This is a genomic window from Acinetobacter sp. AOR41_HL, assembly GCF_027854645.1.
In the GTDB taxonomy this organism is placed as follows: Bacteria; Pseudomonadota; Gammaproteobacteria; order Pseudomonadales; family Moraxellaceae; genus Acinetobacter; species Acinetobacter nosocomialis.
In genome coordinates, this window is record NZ_JAKTHZ010000003.1 from 58,958 (window position 1) to 78,679 (window position 19,722).

A 19,722-nucleotide genomic window follows, 5' to 3' on the forward strand; every position below is an offset into this window, starting at 1 on the left:
AATATGACGGACAAGTCGATTAAAGAGTTAGCTCTCAGTGTAGGACGTCCTGTTGAGAAGCTCCTAGAACAGGCTCGCGAAGCAGGTTTGCCTCAACGTACAGCAGACGACATTATTACCACTGAACAACAGGACACTTTAGTCAATCATTTGAAAAAAGTGCATGGTCAGGAAAGTGGTAACACAGGAAAAATTGCGTTGAAACGTAAAACAACCAGTACCGCTAAAGTTGCAAGTACTTCAGGTAAAGCAAAAACAATTAACGTAGAAGTACGTAAAAAACAGGTTTTTGCTAAACCAAACCCAGAACAAATTGCAGCAGAAGCTAAAGCGCGTGCAGAAGCAGAAGCTAAAGCACGTGCAGATCAACAAGCGCGTGAAACTGCAGAGCAAAAAGCGCGTCTTCAAACAGAGCAAAAAGCAAAAGCAACTTTAGATGCAATGCGTGCTGCTCATCAACAAGATAGCGCTGCACAGTCAGCTCCTAAAGCTGCCGTTGTAGTGAAAAAACGTGGTGGCGGTACAGTAAAACCTGCACCAAAACCAGCAGAAACATTAGAGCAAAAGAAAGCGCGTGAAGCTCAAACAGCTCAGTTAAAAGCAACTGAAGAAGCTGCACGTCGTAAAGCGGCTGAAGAAGCTCAGCAACGTACGCTTGAACAAATGCGCAAAATGGCATCTAAGTACTCAAATGACGATGCTACTACCACAATTCGTGTAATTGATGATTCTCCACTTGCTTCAGGTCTTGTTGGTCAAGCGTATGAAGATTCATTTAAGCAAGAAGACCGTGAAATTAAACGCGGTGGCGCAACTACTAACCCGCGTGCGGGTAAGAAAGGTGGTCGTCGTGGTCAAGAAGAGCAAAGCTTCGTTAACCATAACAAACGTGGTTTAAAATCAAGCCAAGCAAACAAGCATGGATTTGAAAAGCCAGTTAAAAAGCAAGTCTATGACGTAGAAATCGGTTCAAGTATTGTTGTTGCCGATCTTGCTCAAAAGATGGCGATTAAAGTACGTGAAGTTATCAAAACACTTATGAAAATGGGTGAGTTGGTTAATCAAGATCAAGCTATTGACCAAGATACAGCTGCACTTGTTGTAGAAGAAATGGGACACAACCCTGTTCTAGTTTCTGATACACAGGCGGAAGATAACTTGCTTGAAGCGGCTGAAGAAGCACGTGGTGAGCAAACAACTCGTCCACCAGTTGTTACGATTATGGGTCACGTTGACCATGGTAAAACATCATTGCTTGACCGTATCCGTCGTTCGAAAGTTGCGGCTGGTGAAGCAGGTGGTATTACCCAGCACATTGGTGCGTATCACGTTGAAACAGACAAAGGGATTATTACATTCCTTGATACACCGGGACATGCTGCGTTTACTTCAATGCGTGCACGTGGTGCTAAAGCAACAGATATCGTGGTATTGGTTGTTGCGGCAGATGACGGTGTAATGCCACAAACTGCAGAAGCAATTGACCATGCTCGTGCAGCAGGTACTCCAATTATTGTTGCAATCAACAAAATGGATAAAGAATCTGCTGATCCAGACCGTGTGTTAAATGAATTAACAACGAAACAAATCGTTCCAGAAGAATGGGGTGGTGATGTTCCGATTGCTAAAGTTTCAGCACATACTGGACAAGGTATTGATGAACTTCTTGATTTAATTCTTATTCAATCAGAATTGATGGAATTAAAAGCATCTGCTGAAGGTGCTGCGCAAGGTGTTGTTATTGAAGCGCGTGTTGATAAAGGCCGTGGTGCAGTAACTTCTATTCTTGTTCAAAACGGTACATTAAACATTGGTGACCTTGTTCTTGCAGGTTCATCTTATGGTCGTGTCCGTGCAATGTCTGATGAAAACGGTAAGCCAATTAAATCAGCAGGACCATCTATTCCGGTAGAAATTCTGGGTCTTCCAGATGCTCCAATGGCAGGTGACGAAGTTCTTGTTGTAAATGACGAGAAAAAAGCACGTGAAGTTGCCGATGCTCGTGCTGACCGTGAGCGTCAAAAACGTATTGAGCGTCAAAGTGCAATGCGTCTTGAAAATATCATGTCGTCAATGGGCAAAAAAGATGTTCCTACAGTGAACGTTGTTTTAAGAACTGACGTACGTGGTACTTTAGAAGCATTGAATGCAGCTTTATATGAACTCTCTACTGATGAAGTAAAAGTTCGTGTAATTAGTTCTGGTGTTGGTGCGATTACTGAATCTGATGTAATTCTTGCTGAATCTTCAGAAGCAGTATTGTTAGGCTTCAACGTTCGTGCTGATACAGCTGCGCGTCAGAGAAGTGACCAAGACGGTATCGATATTCGTTACTACAGCATCATCTATGAATTGATTGATGATGTGAAAGATGCCATGAGCGGTAAACTTGCTCCTGAACACCGTGAAACAATCTTGGGTGTTGCTGAAGTACGTGAAGTATTCCACTCAAGTAAGTTTGGTGCAGCAGCAGGCTGTATGGTACTTGAAGGTACATTACACCGTAATAAACCGATTCGCGTATTACGTGATGACGTGGTTGTGTTCCAGGGTGAACTTGAATCATTACGTCGTTATAAAGATGTAGTTGATGAAGTTCGTGCTGGTATGGAATGTGGTCTTGCGGTTAAAGGTTATAAAGACATCAAAGTACAAGATAAGATCGAAGTATATGATGTTCAATTGATTAAACGGAGTCTTTAATGGCGGGTAGCCAACGCTTAAAGCGAATGGCGGATTCAGTACAGCGTGAGCTGTCTGATCTAATCCGTCAGGAGTTAAAAGATCCGCGTCTGGGTGGTCTAGTGACCATCTCAGCCGTGAAAGTCAGTGCGGATATGGGATACGCTGAAGTTTACGTTACTGTTATGGGGCGTGAGCTAGGTGATGAGCAGAGTGAAGCAGCAAATAAAGAAACTTTAGATGTATTAAATAAAGCTTCTGGTTTCTTGCGTCATGAACTCAGTCGTCGTATCAAAACACGTATTACGCCTCGCTTACGTTTCCATTACGATAAGACGAATGCATATGGTAATTATATGTTTGGTCTTATTGAAAAAGCGGTACAAGATTTACCGGAACGTAAGTCAGATGACGAAGAGTAATTTATACTCAAAATAAAAAAGCCACCTTTGGGTGGCTTTTTTATTTGTTCACATTTTTATTCCTGAGGAGGCTCCATCGGAGGTTTGTTTTGTGAAAAGCGTTGTCCGATTTTATAGCGATCCCATGGTAATGGACGTTCGATTGCTTCAGGAACTTCACCACTTAATGAGCGTAAACGCAGATGTAGTGCTGCTTGTGCAATTAAATTGGCTGAAACAGGTGCTGTAATGAAAGCTAACAGAGTGATGAGAAGTTCGGCAAAGCCAAAACGACCTTGAAAAGCAAAAAAGATCATTGAAGCAATTAAAAAGCTACCTAGTCCTAATGTACTCGATTTGGTAGGCGCATGTAGTCGCATAAATAAATCGGGTAGGCGTACCATGCCGATTGAACCAACTAACATAAAGAACGAACCAAAAACTAGAAAGATCGAAACAATAATTTCCATTGTAATTTGCATTTTGACCTCCCTCTAATCGATTACATGACCGGTTGTAAAATAACGAGCCAAAGCAGCTGTCGATACAAACCCTAGCATGGCAACTAATAATGCCCCTTCAAATAAAGAGGTGGTTGTCCAATAAATACCTAATACAACAATGAGACAAGTTGCATTTAGAAAAAGGGTATCAAGTGCTAAAAGGCGATCTACAATTGATGGTCCCATCACCATGCGAAACAGACAGAGCAACATAGAGATCGTGATGGCAATCAAGCTAATGCCAAGTGCATAAGGTAGGATGGTCATGTGTTGTCCTCCAATTTGCTTTTCACATCAAAAATTTCCATGAGTGGAGCCTCATAGCGTTGTTTGATGTCTTGCACATCACTTTCAGTATTTTCTGTACTGAGCGAGTGTACCAAAATGTCACCACGCTCTTGATCAATACCAGCAGAGACCGTACCTGGTGTTGTGGTAATAATCATTGCGAGTAAAGAATTTACTTGTTCATGTTCTGTTTCTAATGGAACACGGTACCATTTGGGATGTAATTTTTTAGGTGACCCTAATACCAGTTTAGCAACGCGAAAATTGGAAACAATAATATCCCACAGTACAATAAAGCATAGTTTTACTGCTGGTTGCCAATGAATGTGCGGTGTTCTAGTAATAAAAGGTCGAACCAATCGAGGAATCACAAGCCCCAAAATTACAGCCATAAGCAGGTCACTTGCATCAAGACTATGCGAGAGCATTAACCAAAAAACGATAATTAAAAAAGAAACAAATGGATGCGGAAACCAGCGGTCAAGCAATTTAGATAGCTGCATTGTTATGGCTCCATAGGTTTCAGTTGACTTTCATCAGCAATGGTTGGGGTTTGCAATTTTTCTTGCTGCTGAATTTGGCGGTGTTTGTATTCGGAAATATGTACACCGTTGTATGTGTCTTTAGAAATAATGTCAGGTATCAGATAGGCATTATGATCTTCAACTTCTCCACCATATTTTGTTTCTGGTAAATAAGTTGAATCATAAGGCTGCACACTAATGATTTCGCCATTTTGATCAGTTTTAAGAATAGATTGCTGATATAAGGCGTGATTTTGAATTTGCTGAGCAGTGCTTGTGGTGTAGTGCAACACAGGTGAAGCAAATACGACATAAGCCACTAAACCTGCAAGCAAAATATAAATCACTGAATCATTACGTGGTGGTGCACGTTCAGGTAAAGCCCGATAAATAATATAAGCAGGATTGATCGGATCTTCTTCTGGTGCTGAGGCACGCCAGAATAAAATAAATCCGACACGTGTTAACGCAATAATGCTTAATAGACTGACCACAAGCACAATACCAATTACCCAGCCTTGATATGCTGTTTCAACAGTTGCTTGTAAAATAAACACCTTTCCAAAGAAGCCACTAAAAGGTGGTAACCCAGCGAGCATCATGGCAATTAAGAAATAAGTCAGCATGGCTGCTTTTTCTTGCTTAATTCTTGGTGCGATTTTTAAGTGATCTTTGAAATCACCGCGTTGCGAAGTCATCCAACCACAGAACAAGTAAAATGCAGCACCGATCAGTGTACTGTGGACTAAATAGAATAGTGCCCCTGACCACGCTTGCGTATTTGACATAGCAATTGCAGTCAATAATGTACCAATCGAAGACAGCACCATAAAACCAACAAAACGTCTAAGGCGATCTGCACCGATTGCTCCAACCACACCGTATAGAGACGTAATTAAGCCAATTGGAAGAAGCCAACTTTTAAAGATTTCTTGGCTAAGTACATCATTAAATACAGTCCCATTTACACGCAAAATGGCATAGATGCCCACTTTAGTCATAATGGTAAAGATCGCTGCGACAGGTGTACTTGCAACGGCATAAGTTTTTGGTAGCCAAAAACCCACTGGTAGCATGGCTGCTTTAATACCAAACACGACAAATAACAGTAGGGCACCAGCGACTGCTAATTTATGTTGATCTGCATCTAAAGTTGGTAAAAGGCGTGAAACGTCAGTCATATTTAGACTGCCTACACTGCCATAAATCATACCAAGGCCAATTAAGAATAGGGCAGAGGCTAAGAGATTGATAATGACATAGTGTACGCCAAGCTGAAAACGTGGTTTGCCTTGTCCATGCAACAGCAAAACATAGGACGCCATAAGCAAGATTTCAAAGAAAACGAACAGGTTGAATAAGTCACCTGTAAGAAATGCTCCGCATAGGCCCATTAAAAGAAAATGGAATATAGCGTGGAAATAGCGACCTCTCGTATCCCAATTCTCACTTGCATACCATAAAACCGGGACTGCTAAGGCATAGGTTAAAACCAGCATAAATGCTGAAAGTCGATCAAGTACCAGCACAATACCAAATGGTGCTGACCACTCGCTCAACTGGTAAACAGTAATTTGGCCTGTATTAGCAACAATCAGATAACTAACAGCAGTGACTAAACCTGCGATTGCTGAGAGCAAGCTAATGCCACGTCGCCAAGGTTGACGCCAGTCTTCTTTTAATGCACCAGCGCCAGGATTGCCTAGAAGCAGTAAAATAAAACCAGTAAATGCCGGGATGAGGATGCTGAAAATTGGTGTATTTGCTTGCCAAAAAGATAAAAAATCAAACATCACGGCTCATCCTCACGTGGGTCGTATGTTGGAGAAATATCTTCTTTTGCATCAACGTGGTCACTACCTGATTCATAACGGCTGCGTAAAGCCAGTTGCACAATAAACGCTGTGGTTGCGAAACCGATAACGATCGCAGTTAAAACAAGCGCTTGTGGAAGCGGATCTGTAATATTGGTGGTCTCCGTTAGGATAGCTGGCGAGCTGACTTGCAGACGGCCCATCGCAAACAAAAATAAGTTAACCGCATAACCTAGTACGGCTAAACCCAACACAACAGGAAAGGTACGCGCACGCAAAATAAGATAGATGCCTGTAGCAACAAGTAGCCCAATGGCAGAGGCCAGTAAGAATTCTAAACTGATCATGATGATTTCTCCCCATGAGGTACAGGACCAGACATACTCGAGTGGCGAGAGTCTCCTAATACAGAAATGAGTAGCATAGTGGCACCTACCACCGTGATATACACACCCAAATCAAAGCTTGCTGCTGAAGCCAGATGTAGTTTTCCTAAAATTGGTAACTCAACATAGACATGAGCACTAGTTAAGAATGGACGTGCCCAGAACCATGCGGCAATACCAGTTAAGCCCGCAATTGTTAAACCAGAACCAATCCAGATTTCATAAAGACGACCAGATTGTGCTTTTAACATTTGTTCTGCTTGATCTTGACCTAAAGCAATGTACTGAATAATAAGTGCCATTGAGGTAATTAAACCTGCAATGAAGCCACCGCCAGGGTAGTTATGTCCGCGCATAAAGATATAGACACTTACCACCAGCGCTAAAGGTAAAACCCAAGAGGCCGTAATACGGAACATAAGCGGAGATGGGTTAAAGCGGTAGGTGAGGCCTTGTGTCATGGTGGTACCGTGTACGCGCATGCCATCCATAAGACATAGCGCACCAATCGCAGCAATGCCTAATACGGTAATTTCACCAAAGGTATCGAAACCACGGAAGTCCACCAAAATAACATTCACGATGTTAGAACCACCGCCAAGTGGTAAAGATTGCTGAGCAAAGAACCATGAAATCGAATTATGGTCACGCGTTAAAATGAGCCACGTAATCCAGCCGATACCTAAGCCACCAATAATTGCTAAAAATGCATCTCTTAAACGTCTTGAGCGAGTAGATTCATAAGGTGTCAGCTGTGGTAGTAAAGACAAACTCATCAACAAAAGAACAGTCGTAACCACATCTACCGTAATTTGAGTAAGTGCTAAGTCAGGTGCAGACATGGTAACAAACACCATGGTCACCACGAGACCAATTGCACCGCTAATGAGTACAGCTTTGATGCGTTCATGGTGAAACCAGAGCATCATCCAGCAACCTGAGAATAAGGTTAGCCAAAGCACAACTGCAATCCATGGGGCATGAGTCAGCTCACGTGTACCTGTGGTAAGCCCTTGATTGAGCAAAGGCATGGTCACCATGATGGTGCTAAAAGCAATGATTAAAAACAGGTAACTTTGCAAAGAACCATTTTCGGTTTTTTGTTTGATTTTTCGGCTCGTTAATAATAAATGCTTTAAGAATAAATCAAATAAAATACGGCCTTGTAAGCGACCGAGTCTTGGGTCAAGGTCGATCTTACGAATCATGCCATCTTTTGCTAGGGCAAAATAGAAAAGCGTACCTCCAGCCAAGGCAATAATACTCATGACTAATGGCGCATTGAATCCATGCCAAATTGCAAGATGAGTTCCTGCAAAATCAGGCTGCATAAGACTTGCGCGTGTCACACTGTTAACTAAAGGCTCGACCAGTAGGGCAGGGAAAATACCGACCAAAATACATAGTGTCGCGAGCAATATAGCTGGTGCTCTCATGCCGATAGGCGGCTCGTGGGCATTTTTATTTGGAACTTGTTTACCCAATGGGCCATCAAAAAATACGCCGTGAACTAACCGAATTGAATAGCTCACTGCAAAAATACCGGCAAGGGTCGCAATAATACTGGCAAAAATAACAGCCGATCCTGAAAGGTTCGCTAACAGTTCGGTAAAGAACATTTCTTTAGAAATAAAGCCATTGGTAAGAGGAACACCTGCCATTGAGGCTGCAGTGATCATAGTGAGCGTTGCGGTAAACGGCAGTAGCTGCCAAACACCACTTAATTTTCTAAGATCACGTGTACCTGTTTCATGGTCAATAATCCCTGCAATCATAAACAGGGCAGCTTTAAAGGTTGCGTGGTTAATAATATGAAAAATTGCAGCGGCAACCGCTAAAGGTGAACCAATACCTAACAAGCAGACAATAAGACCTAAATGACTAATAGTGGAATAGGCTAATAATCCTTTTAAATCTTCTTTGAAGATAGCAAAGCATGCCGCCATACAAAGCGTGAATAGGCCGACAAACGTGACAATGTTGTGATAAAGTGCCGCACCAATAAAGATAGGTGCAAGACGTGCTAATAAGAAAATACCTGCCTTAACCATAGTGGCAGAGTGCAAATAGGCTGACACCGGGGTGGGTGCTGCCATTGCATTGGGTAACCAAAAATGAAAAGGGAACTGAGCACTTTTAGTAAAAGCACCAAGTAGGATAAGCAAAAGCATCGGAACAAAAAGATGATGACTTTGAATGAGCTCTTTCATTCCGACAATATCATTAATTTCATAGGTTCCTGTGATTTGCCCTAATAAGACAAATCCACCTAGCATGGCGAGTCCACCCATTCCTGTAATGGTAAGTGCCATGCGCGAGCCACGTTGAGCAGCTTCGTAATGACTCCAGTAACCCACTAATAAGAAAGATGAGATACTGGTAAGTTCCCAAAACACTAATAAAATAATTAAATTATTTGAAAGGGAAATACCCAGCATTGCTGCCATAAACAGCATGAGTAATAAATATAATTTACTTAATGAGTTTTTAGGGCCTAAATAATAATAGGCATAAATATAAATGAGTGTACCGATACCGGTAATAAGAAGAGAAAATAATAAACCAAGGGCATCAAGTCTAAAGCTCAGATTAATTCCTAATTGCGGTAACCAATCCCAACTTTGTTGAATGCTTGCACCACCAAGCACAGTTTTAGCCTGAGTCAGTAATAAACCAAAACTGGTTAAACTGACTCCGATCGCCCCTAAAGCCGTTACTCCACGTGAAAACCGTTGAAGCAATGAAACAAGGGTGGTGCCTAATATTAACGGTAATAAGATAATTATCGGTAGCACACTCGTATCCATATATAATTTAGACCGAAGCCTAAAGGTGAAATTTTCATTTCAGAATAGATAGGAATTCAAAGAGATTTCCAAAGCTTATATTCTGAAAACCCGACCAAATTAGAAAAATAAAGCGAGAAACAAGTTGTATTGCGCAACTTGAATAATAAAAACGCAAAATGAAATTTATTGTACACTAAAAAATCATTAAAAATCTGATGTTATTACATGTGGTAACAACATCTAGTGATTTTTCAGCTCAAAAAACAGATTTCATCGTATATTTAGCGAATCCGGTTTTTATTATAAAAATTGAGCTATATGGATAATAACGTCTACAGAGATGAGGTTTCTTCCGAAGTATCTCCTGCATGAATCATACGTAATAATTCATTTTTTTGTTGTTCATTTAAGTTTTGAATTTGTTGGTACAAATTGTCGATCTGGGCTGTTGTAGGTTCAGTATCAGGTGGCAAAGTATCTATATGTGGTGCTAAAGCTTCATCTCGATGCAAGAGGGTATAAAGGTGTTCGAGCTGCTGCTGAGTCGTATTTAAATCAAGTTGACCTACTTTGCCATATTCTAATTTAAAACATTGATAAGCAGTCGCATGCTCAAGTAATTCTTCACGGCTCCCAGTCACTATGATTTGTAAACGCGGAAATGCTTGATGAAGTCGATTTAAAATTTCTGAACAATGTTGAGCATCTAGTTGTGAATCGATCTGGTCAATTAATAAAATTCCTTCGCCTTCAAGGCAAGGATCTAAGCTGAGTGGGTTGAGCAAACAAAGTCTGCGTACAACATCCCCTACGAGTGCGATCCATGTTTTTGTGGTATTGGAAAGTTGTTGAAATGCTAAAGCTTCACCTTTGTAATGTACCATGAGTTGAAGCCGTGGATGATATTGTAGGTAAAGGTCTTCAAGTTCTGGAAATATAATCTTTAACGCTGATTTAAGCGCATATAGATTTGGTGAAGGAAGCTGTTTAGGTTGCCCTGCCAATTCGATTTGAAGCTGATGTAAAAGTTCTTCCTGATTTTGTGGATTAGATTGTTTTGAAATAATTCGTTGTACAACCTGCGCTGCTTGCGCATTTTCAATATCGCTAATTTCACGTAACCATTCAAAAAAGCGAGTAAAAGTTGTAAACGGGATTAAACTAATTTCATAAGCAGAAATAGACTGAGTAATACCTGGAAGGTTTTTATTGAGTAAATTTATATCGTTAACAAATCGTTCAGATGGGTAATAGGCAAGTAGAGGAAGTCCTTGAAGCGGGTCTTTTCTGGTGACTTGATGATAAAGCGTAACAGTTTGATCGAGCTGCTGAGTTTCAACTTGACTAATACCCACACCAGTTGCATTTAAGGTCTTAAATAGTTTCCAACTACAAACGGATGTGTCGGTTTGCTGTGCAGATGTAGTTTCAGGTAATTGCCCGAACTCTGAAGGAATATGGATACTCACTTCTATTTTAGATTGTAAACGAGAATGAGTAATGTCTTGATCGGGCATGACAACACCCGGAGTGCGGACATCTTTAAGACGCGCAGGAAACCACGTTAAAGTATGATAAATATGCTTAAGTAGCATACTTTTACCGGTTGCCTGCTCACCTAAAATTAAAGTAATCGGTTGCTTATCATATTGAAACTGGATCTTTAGGTCATGAAACAGAGCAACATGTTTAAATTGGATGGATTGAAGTCTCATAGGCTCACCTAATTATGAGCGCTTCAACCAACCGACTTACGAAGACTTAAAGGCGCCCTTACTTTTAATTGTTGTATCAGATCATAAAGATGATGGATGTTTAGACTTACTTTAGCACGAGTACAGGCCACGTAAAGTAATCTTAATTCCTCATCTGTAATCTTGTGTTCTAAACCATTAATTTTAAATTGATAATCATCTTCAATATGGACGCGGTTCCACTCTAGTCCTTTTGCTTTATGGGCAGTCGAGATGACATAGTCAGCTTGCTCAAGTGGGGTAATCTTTGCAAGTGCTTTTTTCAGTGGATCGGTACCGTGATCATCCACCAGTTTAACCAATGGTTTAATATCACTTCCCTCATTGGTTTCACAGTATTCATGAACATCATGCCATGAATTGAACCAAGCCAGTTCCGGAACATCCGTGACCCGTTTTCCTTGCTTCAAGAGGCTTGCAGCATCTACAAAACGGTTTAATTTTTGATGATCTGCCTGCAAGCTTACTTTATCGCCGTGTACCAAGCCTGCCAATAACAGCTCCATTGCGCGAGCATTAGTACGACATAAAATCGCATCACGCATTTTGGTATGAGGCTTATTAACGACACTTGATTTTTGGTTCGGATTACCAAGTAAAGGAACTGTCTCATTTAAGCCACCTAGCAAAGCATTGGCGACATCGGCAATTGCCTCTCCGAAACGGAAAGAAGTGGTGAGGCGAGACTCTGGCAAAGGCAGCTGTTGCATGGCATTTACTGCACCGCGCCACGCGTAGATTTGCTGATGTGCATCGCCTACATAAATAACCTGCGTACTTTTTTGACGAAGCAAAATACCCAACATTAAAGGGTCAGCATCCTGTGCTTCATCAAATAAGACATAATCGGCAGGAATGTTAGGTTCAGACAATGCCCAAAGCTTCAGATAAATATCGTGACCAATTCCTGCCTGATGATTTGGGTCGATGGACTCTAACCAGCGACGTTCTACAGCAGGGTAAAGGTGGGTCTGTAGCTCAGTAATATCGTCTGGATGTAACCAGTTTGGCGCCTGAATATGTCGAGGAGCAGGATATTGAGAACTCGTTGAACAAAAATAGCTCACCGCATTGGCAACAAGACTCGCCAGACGACTTGGCATTAAGACGTATTTTTCATAACGTCCACCCATCATGCGTCGTAAGGTAATCGGTTCTAGTCGATATTCTTTGGCAATAAAACTTGGACTTAAGCGAGGTAAGCGTAATTTATCAGTCACACCACGTGGCACACTACGAAACGCGAGTGAGTGAAAAGTACGGCAGTCTACATTGCGATGAAATTTGTTCTGAGCTTCGCCTGCAATGGCTTTGTTAAATGCCAAATACATTCCACGCCGTTCAGGCATGGCATCACTAATCATTTGTAAGGTAGTAGTTTTACCTGTACCCGCATAGGCAATCACTTTAAATGATTGCCCAAGACGTGCGGTATCTATGGCGATTGCTTGCTCATAGGTGGCTTTAGGTTTTTCGATATTCGACACTGAGTGATTTTAAACCTTATTGCGGTTAGCTTTTTCAACTAAACCAGATAAACCCTGACGACGAGCTAATTCGTCAATAATAAGCTGTGGATTAAGATCGAAATAACCCAACATGACAATGCTATGGAACCACAAATCGGCAGTTTCATAAATCAAGTCATTTAAATTGCTTTCTGTATTTTGAGCAGCGTAGTCTTTTGCAGCAATAATAGTTTCTACGCTTTCTTCGCCAACTTTTTCTAAGATTTTATTAATGCCTTTTTTGTAGAGGCTTGCAACATATGAAGTGTCTGCTTCTACTTGCTTACGCTCTTGCATCAATTGCCCTAAGTGAGCAAGCACATCAACTTGTTCAGTCGTGTGAGCATGATCGTGACTTTCAGTTTTAGCTTTGTCACCATAAATTGCAGTAGGGTCTTTTAATTGTGCATCGACAATTTCCCAGCCCTGTGGGGTAAGTTTACGGTAGAAACAAGACTCACGACCTGTATGGCACGCGATACCGCCGTGTTGCTCAACTTGTAAAACGATTACATCACCATCGCAGTCCAGACGAATTTCATAAACTGTTTGGAAATGGCCTGATTCTTCACCCTTGTGCCAGAGTTTTTGGCGAGAACGAGAGAAGTATACAGCCTGATTTTTTTCTGCTGTGAGCGCAAGTGATTCACGGTTCATCCACGCTACCATCAAAATACGTCCGGTTTGATGATGTTGAGCAATGGCAGGGATAAGACCTTGTTCGTTAAATTTTACTTCATCGAGCCATTGCGTGTTATTCATGAGGAATCACCAAAGAAATATGAACTATAAATTGATTTCTGTCAGATGCTAAAAAATAGCTTGTATAGTGTACGGCATCAACGCCACTTTGCGGAAAAATTCTTTGTTCTTTTTGTCTTTGTCAACGTAATGAATAGCTTGCACTTCTTACTTATGAAGAGCCTATTTAGGTGGCTGAGTCGTTATAATATTTGAAATCTCAATCAAATTTTGATCTGGATCGCGAACATAAACTGAAAGGATAGGGTGCATTGCACCAGTACGTTCAACGGGGCCTTCTTCAATTTGAATATTTAACTGATTAAGGTGTGCAACCACTTCTGAAATGGGAGTATCTGAAATAAAACACAGGTCGGCAGATCCGGGAGTTGGCTGTAATGCCTTAGGTTCAAACTCGTTACCTTGCTGGTGTAAATTTATTTTTTGATTTCCAAACTGTAGAGCCTTTCTATCACCTTTAAAGGTAATGACTTTAAACCCCAGCGCGGTTTGATAGAAATTACATGTATTCTCAATACTGGCAACAGTTAAAACAAGATGATCAAGATGGCTGATTTTCATATGCTATTCACTATCATTTGGATGGGTTAATAGTCAGACAGAGATTCATTTTTTAAATGAAACGCACTGCTTTCTTTAGGTAATTGAGCTATTTGATCATATTCAAAATGTTGGAATGGCCCTGTCTTTAAGCCTGAAATCGTAATTGCCATTTCTTTTCGAAAATAAGGAATTTGATACATCCAAGGGAAAACTAGATCTCTTAAACTTCCCGCCCACCAATGGTCAGATTGATATAGTGGTGTTAGTAAGCGACTAAGAAATTGATAAAACTGGGTAGATGAACCGCGAAGCTGGTGATAATGCTGCCAGAGCAGGGACCAATTAATATTTTGGTTCTTTTGAGCTTGCCGCAATGATTGAGAAAAAGCCCAAGCATCTAATAATGCCATATTTGCGCCTTGTCCTAACTGAGGACTCATTGCATGAGCTGCATCTCCAATTACCCCAATTCGACCTTGACCAAATTGAGTCATGACGACATCACGGTAGTTGGCAGATAACCATTTGGGCTGAGTTTGACTGTTATACAAAATTTCTTTGAGCCACTCTGCAACTGTAGGCCAACGTTCTGAGACTTGCTTTAACCAAGTCTGTTTAGCTTGTTCATCTTGCAAAAAGCTTTGTAATTGTGTGGTAGGTAAGCTCCAAAATATACTTGAAAGGCGCTGTTGAGGTTCGGTTGGAATCGCTCCTGTAGGAAGAATTCCCATCATAATTTTCGAGCGATCATAAAATTGATGCAGAATTTCAGAATCGAGAACTTGGCACTCAGGTACGATACTCCATGCCGCACCCCAAGGGTAGGCTTGGTCGACTTTTACCCATGCTTTAGGGCGTAATTGACTACGAGCACCATTGGCAATGAGTAGGCCATCAAAGCATACATCAAACTTTTGGTTTTGATGAGTTCCGGATATTCGAACCTCTTCGTTATGTTCTTCAAATTTTTCAACAGAATGGTTCATATGCCAAGTAATCTGGCTTGAATACTCGCTAAGCTTTTGAGTGAGTACATGACACAAAGTGGCACGGTGTATACCTAAACCATAAAGATTTGCTGATGCTTCGTGATAGTGACTGTTAACTAAAAGACGCTTGTCCGGAAGTTGCCCTTCTAGGCCTGTGACTCTCGCACCTAAGGTTAAGGCTTTGTCGAGTACACCTAAATGTTGAAATACAGCTAAGCCCGCGGGTTGTAGTAATAACCCAGCACCTACCGGGGATAACTCATCAACTTGTTCAAAAATAGTAACGTTGTTGCCTTCACGGGCGAGCAAAATGGCAGTGGCTAAACCTGCTGTACCTGCACCAACAATGGCAAAATGAGGTGTTTTCATTGTTTGTTCTTTTCAAGCATTTACAGCTTCAATTTAGCAATGAACGAATAAACGATCTATATTTTTTTAAATTAAAGTTTAGGCATAAAAAATCCCTTGCGAGGGCAAGGGACTTGGAAGTTATTTCAACACACGCCAAAGCGCTAGTAAACTACTCAGCACAATTAAAATAATGGAAACAAACCAAGGGCTAATAATGGCAATGGTTAGTAAAATCAGCATGGTACTGCCAAACATCCAGCTACGACGCTGTTGATGTTCCATTTGCAAACGAAGTTGCTGAATTTCACGTAACTGACGGTCCTGCCAAGCAGATTGGTTCTTTAAACCATTTAAGCTATCAATAATTAAGCTTGGGAAATCTTGAGCGCCTAAAAGCAAGTCAGGTAATTGCTGGCCAAGTTCTTTTACATTTTTGACTGGGTTCATGTTGGACTTAACCCATTCTGTCAAAATAGGTTTTGCCAATTTCCAGATGTCGAGTTGCGGATAAAGGTCCGTACCTAAGCCTTCTACATGCACTAAAGTTTTGAGCAGCAGCATGAGCTGTGGTGGAATCTCAAGATGGAAGCGACGGGCAATGTCCATCACTTGAATTAAGATACCTGCAAAATCAAGTTGATCCATTGGTTTAGACACCATTGGCCCAACAGTACGGCGCATCTCACGTGCTAAAGCGTCTTGATCGGTACCCGGTGGAATCCAGCCAGCTTGATGCACAATTTGAATAAGCTGCATAAAGTTGCTGTTCATGACAGCAAGCAACATGCGGGCAACCGTCATTTGGTCATGCTTAGAAAGCTCACCCATGATCGCACAATCCAGTGCAATAAAGCGTGGATTGCTTGGGTTGATGGTTTCTACAAAGACATTACCGGGATGCATGTCGGCATGGAAAAAGTTATCGCGGAATACTTGCGTAAAGAAAATCGTTAAGCCTTTTTCTGCAAGTTGTGCGCGGTCCATGCCTAAACGGTCAAAGGTTGCCGTGTCTGAAATAGGCACACCAGTAATACGTTCAGCCACCATAACATCTTTGGTGTCCATGTAGACTTCTGGCACATACATCATGGTCGAACCAGTGAAGTAATGGCGCATACGACGAGTGTTATCTGCCTCAATACTCAAGTCCAGCTCATTTAAAATGATCTGGCGGTAGTCTTGAATAATTTCGCTGAGATGCAATGCACGAGCAGCTTCAAGGCGGCTTTCTAGCGTATTCCCTAGCCATGCCAAAATTTCAAAGTCTTGTAAAATCTGGCTACGAATATCTGGACGAGTGACTTTTACAACAACTTCTCGGCCATCATGTAGTGCCGCTGTATGAACTTGTGCAATTGAGGCAGCAGCAAGGGGTTGGTCATCAAAGCGAGCAAATAGTGTATTTACGTCTGCTTTTAAAGAGTCTTGAATACGTTGTTTGGCAACATTGCTATCAAAAGGTTTCACCTGATCTTGAAGTAAAACCAATTGAGCGAGTATTTCAGGTGGAATCAAATCACGTCGAGTTGACAGTAACTGCCCAAGCTTAATTGCAAGTGGTCCCATGTCTTCTAAAGCTTCTTTAAGCTTTAAAGGATTCTTGCGTTCACGACTCGACCATGCTGCTGGATGCATTTTAATAATATTTAATGCATGTTTAGCTTTAACTGGTAGTTCATCCGCAGGGAACAACGTATCGAGTCTATAGTGCGCTGCAATACGCCAAAGTTCGAGTAAACGTGAAACGTGCGGAATCATATACGGTCTTACCTAGTCTTGAGTGGGTTGTAGTTGTGCATTGAGCTGCTGTAATTTAGCTTCAAGACGGTCAATATCTTGATTAAGCTTACGCGTAGCTTGATTTAAATCGTCCATTTCCCAACGTGGGGCAAATAAACCGCTGTCTTCTTTTAAAGCATCTTCAGCGAAAAATAGATGGCTTTGAAGAGAGCGTTTTAGATGCTTGGGTGCAAGTTGAATCTTGCCAATTTCATGAGCGAGTTGAGGACCAACCCATTTTGATAAATGCGCAGCTAAATCAGGTTCAGCCTGCTGCATAATTTTTTGAATATCCTGTAATAGATGATAGTCACCTTGTAGCGGGATATTACCAATCTGGTCGGGATCGCTCACCAATAGTTTGATGAGTTCAACAACATCTTTGACATGTAAAGTAGCTGTTGCTTCAGAAATTTTAAATTGCGGATCAAAAGGGCGTTGTTCAAAAATAGAAGGTTTTTCGCTGTGCCCAGTTGCAGTAGGTTCAAGACGTACTTTTTCTTGGTCAAAGAATACATCGACAGAAAGCTGCGGGCTATCGATGACAACACGCAACATTTTGCCCTGTAACTGATTGAGCTGAATGCGGGTTAATGCATCCAGATCGATCAGATGATGAATGATACGTTCGACTGCACCGAGTGCTAGAATCGACCACATATCGCTATCCCTTACAGTTTGAAACCGCGGTGAACAGCAACAATACCGCCAGTCAGGTTGTGATAGTCACAGTTCTGGAAGCCAGCATTTTCCATCATGCCTTTTAAGGTACGTTGGTCTGGATGCATACGAATTGATTCAGCCAAATATTTATAACTTTCTGAGTCATTGGCAACCAATTTACCCATAATCGGTAAAGCGGTGAATGAGTAGAGGTCATAAAGTTTTGAAAAAGGCTCAAATACTGGTTTAGAAAACTCAAGAATCAGTAAACGACCACCTGGTTTAAGTACACGGAACATAGAAGCAAGCGCAGCATCTTTATCCGTTACGTTGCGTAGACCAAAGCTAATGGTAACAAGGTCAAAGCTGTTATCTGCAAAAGGTTCTAAAGTTTCAGCATTGGCAAGTACGAAATCGACATTGGTACAGCCTGCATCAATCAGACGGTCACGGCCAACATTCAGCATAGATTCGTTAATGTCTGAAAGTACCACATGACCTTGAGGACCAACTTCACGGCTAAATACTTTTGCTAAGTCGCCTGTACCACCAGCAATGTCTAACACGTGTTGACCACGGCGAACACCAGACATGTTAATTGCAAAGCGTTTCCATAAACGGTGAATACCAAATGACATCAAGTCATTCATAAGGTCATATTTGCTTGCAACCGAGTGAAAAACTTCAGCAACTTTTTGAGCTTTATCTTCGGTTCGAACTGTTGAGTAACCAAAGTGAGTTGTTTCACCAACGTTGCCAGTGTTGCCTGCACCACGTGGTAAATTATATTTTGGTACAGAACCGCTAACAGGTGTATCTGTTAAGGTTTGCTGTAAAGTTTGTTGTTGCCCTTGAGGGGTACCTTGCGGTAAAGGTGAGCTTAGGAATGGGCTAACTTTGTCTGAACTTTGTGCCTGCTCAGTTGGAGATGTTGGCTTTTGGTTTTCGTTAGACATATTGTCTCTCCTAGACTCAAACTCAAGTGAAACGGAATAAGTTCTGCATAATGACAGATTTTGTCTATTTTTACAGGCATCATCATGCAAATATAATGAATAAAATCTCAACTTCGCGAGGTTGAGTTTTTTCTATGTGCCGACCTTATCACACTCTAAACGGATTCGGATGTCCTGAATGTACTTTTTCAACAATCTGACGTTCTTTTTCCGTAAAATTCTTAATAAAAGCCTCTGCTGATTTTAATGGTTTCATTGCGGTAAAACCATCTTGAATAAAATCATACATCAATTCGAAGTGATATTTTTGTGCAATACCTTTACACATTTTAAAAGCAGTGAACATCATAAATGAACGCATGTATTTATCGAGTGCTATCCCTAAGTCATCAAGAAGGGCAAGTTGCTGGTAACGGGCTTCGGCCTGATCAAGCTTGATTAAGGTTAAACGCATGATCTCATCAGTGAGTACTGTATCTGCTGGGTAGTCTTCAAGAAGCTGCATAGCCACTTGTTCATCAAGTTGCGTGGCAAGTACAGCCAAACTTACCGACTTTGTTCCTGTTTTAATTGCGTTTTCAGGTAGGACTTTTTCTGCTTTATGGGCATATTTCAATAATCGTTCAATTTGTGCAGCAAGCGCATCAAACTCTGGGCCACCATATAAACGGTTTAAAAAATACTCTGACATGAGCTTGTGCTCTGGCAGATTAAAAAAGTCGTGATGCGTTTCTTTCATCCGCTCTTTTAACCATGTTTGTACATCTTGCAAACGCTGGGCAAGCACTGGATTATCGTGATAATTAAATGTTTTATATTGTTGTAAAAGATCATCAAAAGCAGCGAGTTTAGACATTTAAGGCTCTAATATTGGGCTATTTGCAAAAAATCATAAAAGGCATTGTAACCTTCTACTATGGCGAGTAGATGTAAAAAAAATGATTTATGCGTCAATTTTTAGACAGAATTTTGCTGCAATGACATAATTTGTATAGCAATTCATCATCTAAGCGCATAAGTTAAATAACAA

The 19,722-nt window shown here is 41.2% G+C and carries 17 protein-coding genes; 2 read left to right on the forward strand and 15 right to left on the reverse strand.

Annotated elements, in window-relative coordinates:
- The first annotated feature begins 3 nt into the window (after positions 1-3).
- Positions 4-2,703 carry a translation initiation factor IF-2 gene (gene infB / locus MKL35_RS00480; protein WP_002156968.1) on the forward strand — a complete coding sequence of 900 codons (2,700 nt, stop codon included), beginning with the start codon at positions 4-6 and terminating at the stop codon, positions 2,701-2,703.
- Entirely contained in the window at positions 2,703-3,104 is a 402-nt protein-coding gene (locus MKL35_RS00485; protein WP_002157043.1) for a ribosome-binding factor A, read from the forward strand. The genes infB and MKL35_RS00485 overlap by 1 nt, the downstream gene beginning before the upstream one ends.
- Before the next feature lie 56 nt (positions 3,105-3,160).
- Here MKL35_RS00485 and MKL35_RS00490 read toward each other — a convergent pair whose 3' ends face one another.
- The 15 genes from MKL35_RS00490 to MKL35_RS00560 all read right to left on the reverse strand — a co-directional run bounded on the left by MKL35_RS00490 (position 3,161) and on the right by MKL35_RS00560 (position 19,548).
- Positions 3,161-3,565, reverse strand: a complete 405-nt coding sequence (locus tag MKL35_RS00490; RefSeq protein WP_002157026.1) for a Na+/H+ antiporter subunit G — start codon at positions 3,563-3,565, stop codon at positions 3,161-3,163.
- Positions 3,566-3,577: 12 nt separating this feature from the next.
- Positions 3,578-3,853 carry a monovalent cation/H+ antiporter subunit F gene (locus MKL35_RS00495; protein WP_002053531.1) on the reverse strand — a complete coding sequence of 92 codons (276 nt, stop codon included), beginning with the start codon at positions 3,851-3,853 and terminating at the stop codon, positions 3,578-3,580.
- Entirely contained in the window at positions 3,850-4,377 is a 528-nt protein-coding gene (locus MKL35_RS00500) for a Na+/H+ antiporter subunit E (protein WP_032009946.1), read from the reverse strand. Before MKL35_RS00500 ends, MKL35_RS00495 begins: the two co-directional genes overlap by 4 nt.
- Positions 4,378-4,379: 2 nt before the next feature.
- Positions 4,380-6,191 (reverse strand): monovalent cation/H+ antiporter subunit D, encoded by a 1,812-nt coding sequence (locus tag MKL35_RS00505; RefSeq protein WP_002156993.1) that lies wholly within the window; start codon positions 6,189-6,191, stop codon positions 4,380-4,382.
- A complete protein-coding gene (locus MKL35_RS00510) occupies positions 6,191-6,559 on the reverse strand; it encodes a Na+/H+ antiporter subunit C (RefSeq protein WP_000624229.1) in 369 nt (122 codons plus the stop codon). The genes MKL35_RS00505 and MKL35_RS00510 overlap by 1 nt, the downstream gene beginning before the upstream one ends.
- Positions 6,556-9,405: a monovalent cation/H+ antiporter subunit A gene (locus MKL35_RS00515; RefSeq protein ID WP_032009945.1), complete on the reverse strand. Its 2,850-nt coding sequence runs from the start codon at positions 9,403-9,405 to the stop codon at positions 6,556-6,558. The genes MKL35_RS00510 and MKL35_RS00515 overlap by 4 nt, the downstream gene beginning before the upstream one ends.
- A gap of 314 nt (positions 9,406-9,719) precedes the next feature.
- Positions 9,720-11,102, reverse strand: a complete 1,383-nt coding sequence (locus MKL35_RS00520) for an AAA family ATPase (protein WP_032009944.1) — start codon at positions 11,100-11,102, stop codon at positions 9,720-9,722.
- 23 nt (positions 11,103-11,125) lie between these two features.
- On the reverse strand, positions 11,126-12,628 hold the full coding sequence (locus MKL35_RS00525) for a UvrD-helicase domain-containing protein (RefSeq protein ID WP_032009941.1): 1,503 nt from the start codon (positions 12,626-12,628) through the stop codon (positions 11,126-11,128).
- Between the two features lie 9 nt (positions 12,629-12,637).
- A complete protein-coding gene (gene hisIE / locus MKL35_RS00530) occupies positions 12,638-13,411 on the reverse strand; it encodes a bifunctional phosphoribosyl-AMP cyclohydrolase/phosphoribosyl-ATP diphosphatase HisIE (protein ID WP_032009939.1) in 774 nt (257 codons plus the stop codon).
- 162 nt (positions 13,412-13,573) lie between these two features.
- Positions 13,574-13,972, reverse strand: a complete 399-nt coding sequence (locus MKL35_RS00535; protein ID WP_032009937.1) for a VOC family protein — start codon at positions 13,970-13,972, stop codon at positions 13,574-13,576.
- A gap of 26 nt (positions 13,973-13,998) precedes the next feature.
- Positions 13,999-15,312 carry an FAD-dependent oxidoreductase gene (locus MKL35_RS00540; RefSeq protein ID WP_032009935.1) on the reverse strand — a complete coding sequence of 438 codons (1,314 nt, stop codon included), beginning with the start codon at positions 15,310-15,312 and terminating at the stop codon, positions 13,999-14,001.
- 120 nt (positions 15,313-15,432) lie between these two features.
- Positions 15,433-17,052 carry an ABC1 kinase family protein gene (locus MKL35_RS00545; RefSeq protein WP_002156982.1) on the reverse strand — a complete coding sequence of 540 codons (1,620 nt, stop codon included), beginning with the start codon at positions 17,050-17,052 and terminating at the stop codon, positions 15,433-15,435.
- Between the two features lie 12 nt (positions 17,053-17,064).
- The gene (locus tag MKL35_RS00550; protein WP_016803966.1) at positions 17,065-17,733 is read right to left on the reverse strand and encodes a ubiquinone biosynthesis accessory factor UbiJ; all 669 of its coding nucleotides are present in this window, start codon (positions 17,731-17,733) and stop codon (positions 17,065-17,067) included.
- Positions 17,734-17,744: 11 nt separating this feature from the next.
- A complete protein-coding gene (gene ubiE, locus MKL35_RS00555) occupies positions 17,745-18,692 on the reverse strand; it encodes a bifunctional demethylmenaquinone methyltransferase/2-methoxy-6-polyprenyl-1,4-benzoquinol methylase UbiE (protein WP_002156970.1) in 948 nt (315 codons plus the stop codon).
- A 148-nt stretch (positions 18,693-18,840) separates the two neighbouring features.
- Positions 18,841-19,548, reverse strand: coding sequence for an FFLEELY motif protein (locus tag MKL35_RS00560; RefSeq protein WP_032009933.1), 708 nt, complete (start codon positions 19,546-19,548; stop codon positions 18,841-18,843).
- Between the last annotated feature and the right edge of the window lie 174 nt (positions 19,549-19,722).